Source organism: Streptococcus sp. KHUD_016 (assembly GCF_051106465.1).
In the GTDB taxonomy this organism is placed as follows: Bacteria; Bacillota; Bacilli; order Lactobacillales; family Streptococcaceae; genus Streptococcus.
Genome location: NZ_CP193663.1, coordinates 1,123,821 through 1,135,677 on the forward strand (window position 1 = coordinate 1,123,821; position 11,857 = coordinate 1,135,677).

Annotated in this window: 9 protein-coding genes; all 9 read right to left on the reverse strand. The window is 35.1% G+C overall.

All coding sequences use genetic code 11. From position 1 onward, the window contains the following. Positions 1-75: 75 nt before the first annotated feature. A complete protein-coding gene (udk, locus tag ACORHV_RS05265; protein ID WP_001181373.1) occupies positions 76-714 on the reverse strand; it encodes a uridine kinase in 639 nt (212 codons plus the stop codon). 114 nt (positions 715-828) lie between these two features. After that, positions 829-1,707 carry a tRNA pseudouridine(55) synthase TruB gene (gene truB / locus ACORHV_RS05270; protein WP_008289372.1) on the reverse strand — a complete coding sequence of 293 codons (879 nt, stop codon included), beginning with the start codon at positions 1,705-1,707 and terminating at the stop codon, positions 829-831. A gap of 20 nt (positions 1,708-1,727) precedes the next feature. Further along, positions 1,728-2,813, reverse strand: a complete 1,086-nt coding sequence (locus ACORHV_RS05275) for an AAA family ATPase (RefSeq protein ID WP_434397672.1) — start codon at positions 2,811-2,813, stop codon at positions 1,728-1,730. After that, positions 2,814-3,614, reverse strand: a complete 801-nt coding sequence (locus ACORHV_RS05280) for a hypothetical protein (RefSeq protein WP_001288177.1) — start codon at positions 3,612-3,614, stop codon at positions 2,814-2,816. A gap of 9 nt (positions 3,615-3,623) precedes the next feature. After that, positions 3,624-5,294: a hypothetical protein gene (locus ACORHV_RS05285; RefSeq protein WP_001262694.1), complete on the reverse strand. Its 1,671-nt coding sequence runs from the start codon at positions 5,292-5,294 to the stop codon at positions 3,624-3,626. A gap of 6 nt (positions 5,295-5,300) precedes the next feature. Then, a complete protein-coding gene (locus ACORHV_RS05290; protein ID WP_434397674.1) occupies positions 5,301-6,575 on the reverse strand; it encodes a DUF2130 domain-containing protein in 1,275 nt (424 codons plus the stop codon). 95 nt (positions 6,576-6,670) lie between these two features. Next, entirely contained in the window at positions 6,671-7,951 is a 1,281-nt protein-coding gene (locus tag ACORHV_RS05295) for an O-acetylhomoserine aminocarboxypropyltransferase/cysteine synthase family protein (protein ID WP_434399039.1), read from the reverse strand. Positions 7,952-8,145: 194 nt separating this feature from the next. Next, the gene (locus tag ACORHV_RS05300) at positions 8,146-10,668 is read right to left on the reverse strand and encodes a Spaf_1101 family AAA-like ATPase (protein ID WP_084857595.1); all 2,523 of its coding nucleotides are present in this window, start codon (positions 10,666-10,668) and stop codon (positions 8,146-8,148) included. A 330-nt stretch (positions 10,669-10,998) separates the two neighbouring features. Beyond that, on the reverse strand, positions 10,999-11,796 hold the full coding sequence (locus ACORHV_RS05305) for a formate/nitrite transporter family protein (RefSeq protein ID WP_084857597.1): 798 nt from the start codon (positions 11,794-11,796) through the stop codon (positions 10,999-11,001). Positions 11,797-11,857: the final 61 nt, after the last annotated feature.

Consider the following 11,857-nt stretch of genomic DNA (forward strand, 5'->3'; position numbering starts at 1 on the left):
CATGCTTAAAAATCACCTTTTTCCTACTGAAACTAAAGGAAAAATAGAAAAAGGAGGCTAGGCCTCCTCATCTGATTATTTGCTGTTTCTCGCTTCTTCCAAAATCTTTGCAATCTTGGTCGTCAAAAGGTCAATAGCAACGGTATTGCTGACCCCTTCAGGAATGACGATATCAGCATAACGCTTGGTTGGCTCGATAAACTGGTGGTACATAGGTTTGACCACACCCAAATACTGATCAATAACGCTATCTAGACTACGGCCACGCTCTTCCATATCACGCTTGATACGACGAATAATACGCACGTCATCATCTGTATCCACAAAAATCTTGATATCCATCAAATCGCGCAGACGCTTATCCTCCAAGACCAAAATCCCCTCAACGATAAAGACATCCTGAGGCTCCTGACGATAGGCCTTGCTACTCCGTGTATGCTCTGTATAGTCATAAGTTGGAATGTCCACCGGGCGCCCTGCCAACAATTCCTTAATCTGCTCGATCATCAAGTCTGTATCAAAGGCAAAAGGATGGTCGTAGTTGGTTTTGACACGCTCTTCAAAGGTCAAGTGAGACTGATCCTTGTAGTATGAATCATGCTCAATCATGGAAATCTTTTCATCAGGAAAATGAGATAAAATGGCTCTTGAAACACTGGTCTTACCACCACCAGAACCACCTGTCACTCCGATAATGATTGGTCTATTTTGCATGCTATCCTCCGTTTTTTTATCCGTCGTCTATTCTATCACATTTTTTGCAAAATTTATAGTCTGATTTTGGATAGTCTAGGGGAAACATCAATCTATCCCCACAATCTAGTGAAACTAGCTAAAAACCTTCCTTGGTTTGTAGAAATTGCCCCTTTTTTCTAGAATGGCTAGCAATGTATCTCCCTCAAAGGCAGCCAGTTCTTGGTCTGTTTGGTCTAGCTCGATAAAACGACCAAACCGCACTTCTGTAGCCTCTTCTGGAGTTAGGATAACTTTGACAAGGTCCCCTGTACCAATCTCTAGAGGATGGAGAAAGTCCAGTTGACCAGCCTCCACTTTTTCAGCAATTTCTTTCAAAGTCAAGGCATCTTCTAACTGCAAACCAGCTGCACTAGTACGTGTTAGGTGGGACATATGGGCCGCATAACCCAGCTTCTTACCTAAATCAACCGATAAGGTACGGATATAAGTCCCCTTACTGCATTTCACACGAAAGGTAAAACGCGCAAGTTCGCTCTCATAAGAAATCGGACTTGTCCGTTCAAATTGATAAATAGTCACCTGACGTTCTGGACGCTCCACTTCCTGACCTGCACGCGCATACTCATAGAGCTTGCGACCATTAACCTTGACAGCCGAGTACATAGGTGGAATCTGAGTGATAGGCCCAGTCAGACTAGCAATCGCTTCATCGACAATGGTTTCATCCAAGAGCGACAAAACAGGGGTCTCTGCGATCACTTCTCCACTGGCATCCTCAGTCGTCGTTGAATAACCTAGAGTGATTTCCCCCTCATAGACCTTGCCCTCGTCCTGCATAAATTCGACCATACGGGTTGCCTTGCCAACCGCGATTGGCAGAACTCCCACTACATCCGGATCCAAGGTCCCACCATGACCAATTTTCTTGGTTCCCAAAATCTTACGCAGCTTAAAAACCGCATCATGCGAGGTCATCCCCGCTTCTTTTTTTAAGTTGATAATACCGTTCATGTGTTGCTTTCTGATTTCATTCATGAAATATCTTCTTCAAGAATTGTAATGTAATTATCTTTTGTAACAAAAGATAATGTGGCTAATCTTCTTGCTTGGTTCATAACTATCCTATCAAATACATTTCTTACAAATCGCCCATTTGCATCTTTATTTTCAGGATTGTTACTATGTAATTCTAAATATTTTTTTAATGTTTCTTTTGCAGAATCATGCAAAATGTATTCTTCATTTTTACAATGTGAAAGAAAAATGTCAAACATTTGGTCCACAGTATAATCTTCAAACGTAATAAAATAATTAAATCTTGATTTTAACCCAGGATTAGATTCAAAAAATTTTTTCATCAATTCATCATATCCAGCAACAATAACCACCAAATCATCTCGATAGTCTTCTAATGCTTTAGTTAACTCAGTTAAACACTCTCGACCATAACTATCACTTTTATCGTTTTCAGTAATACTATATGCTTCATCAATAAACAATACACCACCTTTGGCTTTTTGTATCAATCTCTTAACTTTAGAAGCCGTTTGTCCTTGATATTCTGCTATTAAGTCTGTTCTACTTGCCTCAATAAAGTGGCCTTTACTTAATATTCCTAATGACCGGTACATATTCCCAACGATTCTAGCCACAGTAGTTTTACCAGTACCTGGATTACCTAAAAACGCCATATGCATCGTTCTATTTGTTTTTTTAAGACCGATTTTTTCTCTACTTTGCTGAACTTTATTAAATGCGACTAGATCTTCAATCTCTTTCTTCACATTTTCTAAACCTATTAATGACTTTAAATCATTTGCTAATGCTTCAAATGATTTATTATTTGTTTCTTTCAAAATCAAATAATTTGTATCAATAACTCTAGAGCCAAGATATTTATACAATAATTCCAATATGCTAGTTTGCTTATCTTTGATTGTAGAGAATGTCTCTTTAGTAGTTAAGTTTCCTAATCGTTTTATAAACTCTAAGTCAGCATTTTTAACATTATCAACAATATCTTGAAGAATTACTTCTAATTCATAAGTACTATTTGTTAAATCATCAATTTTCTTCACTTCTGATTTTAACAACTTTAAATAAGTTTCACTAATCATCTACATTCCTTTAAACAATAGAAATAATACTATTAAAACAACAGCGACTACAAGAGTATAGAATCCTTTTCTTAGAAAAACAATCTCTTTTTGTTTCTCTTCTAGTTTTGTTTCAAGACTTTCAACAATTAACTTTAGATTATCTCTCTCTGTTATTGATTTATTATTGATTTCATCAAGGAAATTTTTAAAATTATTTTGTTTTTCTTCAACTTGTAAATGCAAATCGTTAAAACTATTTTCTATTTTCACTAATGTTTTTAGATTCGCTTTTAAAGTATCAATTTCAATTTGAATTTCACTTTGCTTCTCTTCAAGTTGTTCTAACTCTTCTAGCTTTTTATGATGTTTCTTCAATATATCAATTAAATCTTTATTCTGGTTAAAAACGTCATCTAATAGTTTTTTATTACCAGTTTGATATTCTTCTATCTCGTGCAATCCCTGCATAGCTTTATCATTTGCCTCTTTGGCTGCAATCAAAGACTTTGAAATACTTTGAATATACTCATCATCCAATATTTGGAAAGTTTCATAAATGGTATTAAATTCCTGAATAATCTTTTTAATATGCTTGTTTTGTTCAATCATTCTATTTTGAACAGCATCGGTGAGAGCATTTAAATCCTTACCTTTAACATCATATTCCATACCAATAAATCCTAGCATAGGATCGTCTTGTGGGACAGTCGGTAAATCTGATTGTTCTGGAATTTCTTCACTAAAAGCTTTCAACGCTTCTTTTTTTTCATTAAATCTTTCAGACTTTGCTAAAACCTGAATCTCTAATTCTTCTGACATAACATTCTCCTATAGTAAATCGTTTAATGCACTTTGCATTTCTTCAAGTTCACTTTGCTTTTCATCAAAGTACATTTCGTTAGCTAATAATCGCTGTTTGAAATCAATCTTTGAATTAGAAAACTCCTCTTGAACATTACCAAGAAGTTCTCTTAGTTTTTGATGGTTCTTAGCCATCTTAATGAATATATCATTTCGCTTAACAGCAACATTTTGCTCGGCAACAAAAATTTGAACATCCTGAATTCTTAACAATTCGTTTTTCTTATTAGCTTGTTTCTTTTGATTTTCCTCAATTAATTTTTTTGAAATAAATTGATCAAGTCTATTAATAATTACAGCACCTAATATACCTGTCAATAAACTCGCCAAAAACATGCCTAAGATATTTGCAATGGTCCCTAATAATGGTATTAGAGTTTGCATTCCTGATATTGTTAATAAATACTTTTCAAAATATTCTCCTAAAAACATTGCACCTACACCTACTAGTGCAGAAGTAATAATTTTTGAAATGTGAGCTATCTTAATTGCTGTAGAATGTGTTTGATTTTCTGGGTTAGATAAATAAGAAATGCTTTCTCTGATAGAACCAAATAATTGTTTAATCAAGTTTGGAAGTTTTTGTAATTTCTGGTTAAATGCGCCGATAATTTCTCCAACAATGCTTCCAACAAAACTATCTACACCTACTTTAATAAAATCTTTGATTTTGCCAAAAAATGAATGAAGTGCTTTTTTCATTTCCTCTATAAATGTATCAAAAGATTGTTTTTTTGCTTTAAAATACCTCACTAAAGCATTCATAATTTCCTTCAACATCCCAAATAATGCTGCAATAAACATAGCTTTAACTGCATCTTTACCTGCCTTGTTCGCCATTCTTACAGAAGCTTTCTTTGCAATATCCTTATTAATAGCTTTCTTCGCTGTTTTTTCAGATTTGAGCATTTTCTTCGAATCGGCAGCTAATTTATCATTTAATCTTTTATTATTTTCAGCTTTAAGATTTCGCTTTTCGGCATCTGAGATATTCATCTTATCAATTTTCTCATTGGCTCTTTGAACTTGATTCCTAAGTTCTTTTTCCCTCAGTTCTCTATTCTTTATATATTCACTATTGGATTTTGCTCCTTTACTTTTATTAAGTGATTCGTTTGTTGCAGCAAGATTTTCTGATTTGTTTGCTAAATCCGCAGTTTCTATATCAGCAATCTTTCTCCAAGGATTTTCAAAAATTTGTTTACGTGCTACAACGTGATCTAAATTAGCTTTTTCATTTACTTTTAATGTTTTTCCGGTGTATTCATCCTTCAAGTTTCCTGATTTTTGCTTTTCTTTCATAGCATTATTTGCATCAGTATACCTTGTATCTTTTAGTATCTTACTACCTTCTTTTTTTGTATAGCCATTAGGGTTATTATCATTATACTGCTTAAGAAGAGTATCACTTGTCATATCTAAGCCAATTTGATTCGCAAATTGATCCCAGATTTCATCTAAAATAACATCTCCTAGTTTATCTGGTGAACTAATTTCTTTACATTCTATTTCTAATTTTTCGAGATTAGAAAACTCCATTGTAAATTGCTGTTCCAATAGTTCTTCTAATTCGTCATAATTTAAATTTTCAGACTCATTTACTTCTTCAGTATTCAATACTAATAATTCATTTGCCACTGCTTTCTATTCTCCCTTCAAGGCATCAAACTTCGCTTTCATGGTTGGATTTTTTCGGGTCAATTTTTTAACCGAAACATCTTCCAACTTATTGTTTGCGAGGCGGAGTTGGTTTTCGGATGTGGTTAGGAATTTTTTGACTTCCTCCATCCGTTTGATGGCCTTGTCAATTTCATCAATAGCTTTACCAAAGTTGATCGAAGCAGAGTTGTAGTTTTTGGCAAAAGCTACTTTGAAGGCATCCAAGTCTTCTTCAAAGTGGGTAATATCGATATTCTGCTCGCGAACCAAGGCCAACTCCTGTTTGTATTTAAGAGAATTAAGCGCCGCATTGCGCAAGAGACCAATCAACTGGATAAAGAACTGGGGACGGACCACATACATCTTTTCATACTCGTGACTGACGTCAACAATCCCTGTGTTAAAGTAGTCATTATCTGCTTCTAACATAGTCACCAAAACGGCATATTCACAGTTCTTTTCACGACGATCCTTGTCCAATTCCTTGTAAAAATCTGCATTCTTATGCTTCTTCTCTGTCCCGTCCGCTTCGTTTTTCATCTCAAACATGATGGAAATGATTTCGACTCCATTTTCATCGCACTCACGGAAGATAAAATCTCCCTTAGAGCCTCGCGCAGAGACCTTGTTATCCTTCTCAAAGTAGGCATTTGGAAAGGCAAAACTACGTACCTTGTTAAACTCACTCTCTGCATAGTGTTCTAGACTTTCACCGATTGCTTTGGTAGATTGTTGAGCCTTAAAATTCTTGTAGAATTCGACTTGCTCACTGGCTGCCTTAAGCTGGGCTTCGTAATTCTGCTTAACAGAAGCCAAAGACAACTCATTTTCCTTTTCTTGCAAGAGGAGTTGATTTTTGATCTGATCCCGTTCTTTTTCTAGTTCAGAAAGGGTCTTTTGCAGTTGATTTTCATGCTCTAAACGCAAGGTAGCCAATTGGCTTTCCAAGGCCTGCACTTCCTTGTCCTTTGCTAATAAGGCCTGATGACTTGTCTGTTCAACCTCTTTCTTGGCCAACTCTTTCTCTGTATTAAAGTTTTGGATTTGACTCTGCAATTGCGCAATTTCTTGGTCTTTTTGAGCCAGTTTAGTCTGTTGCTCATTCATGGCCTTTTGCTCAACCAAGGCCAGTTCCTGCTTCATCCGATCATGTAGTTCCTTATCAAACTCTGCTGTTCTCACTTGAGACAGAAGTTCGGCATACTGACTTTCATTTACTGTAAAGACTTCCCCACAGTTGGGACATTTGATTTCGTTCATATCGTTCCTCTTTCTAGACTTCTTTATCCATTATATCATGCCTGAGGGAAAATCAAAAACAGTGAGTCGAGACCCACTGTTTATCTTCTTTTACTTTAAATTTTTTCCAAGGCCAAGTGCAAATCTTCAATCAAATCCTCTACATTTTCAAGTCCGATAGACAAGCGGATTTGGTTGGGTGTGACACCTGCTGCTTCTAGGTCTTTTTCTGACAATTGACCGTGAGTGGTTGTCGCAGGATGGACAACAAGAGATTTGGCATCTGCCACGTTTGCAAGGTCAGAGAAGATTTCCAAATTATCAATTACCTTGCGAGCTTCTGTCTCTCCGCCTTTAACATGGAAGGTAAAGATTGAACCAACACCTTTTGGCAAATATTTCTCAGCCAAGGCATGATATGGACTGTCAGCTAGTTTTGGATAATTTACCTTCTCTACCTTAGGATGATTTACAAGGAAATCAACAATTTTCTCTGCATTTTGCACATGACGTTCAACACGAAGAGAGAGAGTTTCAAGCCCTTGGAGCAAGAGAAAGGCATTAAATGGCGACAAGGCAGCACCTGTATCACGGAGCAATTGAACACGAACAGCGATAATAAAGGCTGCTGCACCCACATCACGAGTATAGCTCAAGTTATGGTAACTTGGGTCTTCCTCAACAAATTGAGGGAACTTCCCTGAAGCCTCCCAGTCAAAACGACCACTATCGACAATCACTCCACCAATAGTCGTACCATGCCCACCGATAAACTTGGTTGCTGAGTGAATGGCAATATCTACACCATGAGAGAAGACGTTAATCAAATATGGTGTGGCAAAAGTGTTGTCCGAAACGAGAGGAATCTGGTGTTTATGCGCAACCTCAGCCAATTTTTCCAAGTCAGGAATGTTAATCAAGGGATTCCCCAAGGTTTCAATCAAGACAAGCTTGGTATTGTCATTGATAGCTGCTTCTACTTCTTCCAAATTATCCACATCCACAAAGGTTGTTGTAATCCCATAACGAGGAAGGGTTTCCTTCAAGAGGTTGAAGGTCCCACCGTAAATAGTTGATGCAGCCACCACATGATCACCTGCGTGAGCAAGCGCCAAAATAGTGTAGGTTACAGCAGCCATACCTGATGCTGTCGCTAGTGCTCCAACACCACCTTCAAGAGCTGCGATTCTTTCTTCAAATGCCGCTGTTGTAGGGTTGGTAATACGAGTATAGATATTGCCAGGTTTTCTCAAAGCAAACAAATCGGCACCTTCTTGCGTGTCATCAAAAACAAAGGATGTTGTTTGATAAATCGGTACTGCACGAGATTTAGTCGCTGGATCAACTACTTGTCCAGCATGTAATTGTAGAGTTTCAAATTTAAAATCACGAGTCATAAGACGACCTCCAAATAGCTTCATTAGGGATATTGTATCATCTTGGGCTAGTCTTTTCCAATACCGTTTTTCTATATTTTGATATAAGGAACAACTATGACTAGTCTTACACATCAAACAAAAAAGCACGATTCGACTGATTTTCCAATATCATTAACTTTCCGAAAAATAAGTCTTTTTCTGAAAATTATATGCTAAGCATTTTTAAGTTTATTTATATCAATTACACGCTTGTATATTTTTACCTTATGTTCAAACGATTCTTTGCCACCTTCAAGATAGTTTACTATGTGTTTTTTGATTTTATCTTCACTTGGATATCCGCTCTGTTCTACCCAGCCATGTTCTCCATCTGATTCCATCAAAATAACTAAATCAGACATTGCATTTGTTACTATTGTAGCATTGTGAGTTGCTATAATGATCTGACGTTTAGCTTTAACATCTCGCAATATTTGCACCAAATTATTGTAAATATACCTTGAATCTAGATTATCCTCTGGTTGGTCTATAAGCAATGGTCGATTATCGTTTGTGAATTCTGAATAGGCAAGAATAAAATCAAGCATGGCAACAACTTTCTGCCCTAAACTTAAATGTACTACTTCTTTAAAAATTGTTTTCTTATTCCCATCCGTCACTTTAGAATTAATATTAAATTCCAGAGATAATTTTTCACAATTATTATAAACATCTTCTAAATATTGCTTAATCAAATTAATATCCACATTATTCCATAGTTCAATAATTTCACTCAGCAATATATCATCCACTTCTTTTAGAGAAATATCATTTTTCAACCTACTGTTTTGAGCAAATTTTTTAATTGAATATTCACTTTTGAGATTACCACTATTCATTATAGTAACAAAAGTTTTAAAATCGCTTCTATCAAAAATCATTGAAAAATAATCGATAATCTCTCGATATGTCAAACGGTAGCCTTTAAAAGAATTTTCTAAATTTTTCCCTTCAGGGAAGAACCAAACATAAAAATTTTCAGGTAATACAAAGTTTTTTTGCTGACTATATAATATTTTTAACTTTTCTGATTGGGTATCATTAAATGGATTTATAAGTGATAATATTTTATTTTTCTGCTTTTTTAATTGCTTATTTTGATCTAGAATGAAATGTTCGATTTCACCAACGGAAGATATTTTTCTAGATATTTGATATTTTTTTATCTCCCTTTTATCTTTAGCAATTACTCCAAACAAATAATCACTTATTCCATCATCACTAGCAATATTCACAAGTTCGTTTACTGAATACCTATTATCAAACATTTGTTCAATTAAACGTAATTTCTTTTGTTTAGTAACTTTACTAATTTGGTCATTCTCTCGAACTTCATATATTGATAAATATTTTTCTCTAATTTTATCCCCTAGTCGACTTTTATAATACCAAAATTTTGATGTAGATTTTGTCTTAACTCCAAATGTTTCATATATATCTTCTCCATTCTTCTGAGTAGGTAAATTTAATTCAATAAGATACTCTTTCTTTGACATCTCATATAAAATATAAACTTTTGAGTGCCTAGAAAGAAATTCAAATTTCTGTTCCGTATCAGCTTTTTGTGACAACACAAATTGAATCAAATCTAAAATAGTACTCTTTCCAGTTCCCCTTCCTCCAATTAAACAATTTAATGACTCCGAAAATTTAATGACAAATTCCGAATTATTCTTTAACAGATATGAGTTATTAAGGGGTGGTAAATAAATTCCACGTATCGCTTTCGTCTTGCTAATTTCTGGATTGCTTAGCTCAATTGATACATCATATTCTGATAAAGCCTCTCGAAGTTGGTCATAGTTCCTTTTACTAAATTTTATCCACATCGGATTAATAGAATGATCCTCAATGTAATGAGAATCATTATCAAGAACAAATGCTGGTGTTCTCTTTTTTAAATATGCTTTAAGATAGCTATTGATATTATCTATTTTATCAAGATTCGATACCCCTATGAATTGAGTATAAGCAATTGAAAAAAGTTTTTTCTTGTAAGCATTAGAAAAATGCCCCTCTTTAAATAAATCTGAACTATTTATATGAGCTATATAAGCAAAACAATTTTCATCGATAAATTTCTCCAATACTTCCAAACTCGCCTTAAAAGACCCTTCCTTGATACTCATTAGATTAAAGTTAAGCCATTTTTGAATGAAATTAGTTTTACTGTCAGGAAAAGCTACCAGAACATGCACCTTATCTGCACAAGAAATTTCCACTCCGTTTATTACCTCAATATATTCTTTACTTTTATTCTGAAATAAATCAGACACTAATTTAATAGCTGTCTTTAATTTTTCTATACCTGATATAGTATTATGGTCCGAGACTACAACAACCGATATATTTTCATTGTAAAGACTTTGAGCAAGAGTTAAAAAGGCAACTTGTTCTTTTTCGCTATTGAATCCATTCATAAAATAGTTTCCATATAAAACCTTTTCTCCTTTAGCTGTTTGAAGCAAGTCTTTTGGAAATATTTTTTGATTTCTAATCTCTGTAATATAGTCATCAATAGTTAAATTATTCCAATCATTCTCTGGCAAGTCTTTCCATTTTTTAAATAGTCTATAATCATGAGATTCTGGAGTATGTACATGAAACAAGGTCTTACGGTAACTACCAAATTTATTTTTTTCGCCACGAATTGTCTTATATGCTCGTTCTGCTTCTAAGTTAATTTTTTTGCTCATCTATTTCCCTCCTTTAGCAGTTCTCAATATATCAATGACTTATCTAGAATATTTTTATTCTATTATTGCCTATTAATAAATTCAATATCATATGTGCCTTTTGTGCCATATTTTTCTCCTTTCGCTTTACAATCGGCTTGAACACCTTTATTGTATCGCGTTTGGAGTTTTTTGGTATAACCTTCGACGCACACCCGCATAGCGGGTGGTTTATTTGTCTCGCTCCTAACGGAGCGAGACGGACTAATAGTCACATAATAAAACACCCCAAAAGTCAGATTTTTTCTGTCTAACTTTTGGGGTGCAGGTCATTGGCTCGTGCTTTTTTATTTAATCTACATAAGTATCTTCATTTTTATTGAGGAAGGCGTATGGTAATCCGATCAAGAGACCGCCCCCAATGAGGTTCCCAATAAAGGTCACACCCCAGTGTCGAAGAATATTAGGTATGTCAAAGTTAGCAATTGAATCTGCTGCAACACTGAACTTAACAATCGCAAAAGAAGCAAAGTTCGCAGCAATGTGTTCGTTTGTTAAGAATACAAACATGTAAATTGCTGATAAAACAAGCCAAAGTTTAGCCCCACCGTCTTTCACCAAAACAAATGAAAGAATAGCAATGTTTACAAAGATATTGGCTAAAATACCTTCAAGCAAGACTAGCTCATTGGAACGGCCTAACTTCATCTCTACAACCCCTGAAATGAAGCTATCATGTGTTAGATTTGCATAGGCTGCTGAGTGGGCAAAGCCCCAACCTGCTATCAAAGCTCCGATAAGGTTGAACAAGGTACAGTAAAGTAAAATCTCAGCTGTTTTTCTCCATGAAATTTTTTTCAAGAAACTACCAGCTGTCAAAAACATCATATTCGAAGTTACCAGCTCAGCATTCAAGAAAACAATGTAGGCCAATCCCCAAGCAAAAACAAATGGGAAGAGAAAACGTCCACTACCTGGAGCGATCTTATTAATCAAGTCAGCCCCAACTGCGCCTGCAGCCGTACTAAATGTCAGAAAAGCACCTGCAAACATGGAACGAATCGCATACTTAAACTTACTTTGGCTATAAAGACTTTCTTTCTTCTTGCAAGCAAATTCAATCTTTGAGATAAATTCTGAAGAGACCATAAAAAACTCCTAAACTTTTATTTGTGATAATTATAACATAATTCTTGTTTTCTAGAAAGCG

Bases quoted from the DNA above. Each gene is read 5' to 3' on its own strand.
- ACORHV_RS05290 (WP_434397674.1), bottom strand. From the start codon at position 6,575: ATGAACGAAATCAAATGTCCCAACTGTGGGGAAGTCTTTACAGTAAAT.
- ACORHV_RS05300 (WP_084857595.1), bottom strand. From the start codon at position 10,668: ATGAGCAAAAAAATTAACTTAGAAGCAGAACGAGCATATAAGACAATT.
- ACORHV_RS05275 (WP_434397672.1), bottom strand. From the start codon at position 2,813: ATGATTAGTGAAACTTATTTAAAGTTGTTAAAATCAGAAGTGAAGAAA.
- ACORHV_RS05305 (WP_084857597.1), bottom strand. From the start codon at position 11,796: ATGGTCTCTTCAGAATTTATCTCAAAGATTGAATTTGCTTGCAAGAAG.
- ACORHV_RS05295 (WP_434399039.1), bottom strand. From the start codon at position 7,951: ATGACTCGTGATTTTAAATTTGAAACTCTACAATTACATGCTGGACAA.
- udk (WP_001181373.1), bottom strand. From the start codon at position 714: ATGCAAAATAGACCAATCATTATCGGAGTGACAGGTGGTTCTGGTGGT.
- truB (WP_008289372.1), bottom strand. From the start codon at position 1,707: ATGAACGGTATTATCAACTTAAAAAAAGAAGCGGGGATGACCTCGCAT.
- ACORHV_RS05280 (WP_001288177.1), bottom strand. From the start codon at position 3,614: ATGTCAGAAGAATTAGAGATTCAGGTTTTAGCAAAGTCTGAAAGATTT.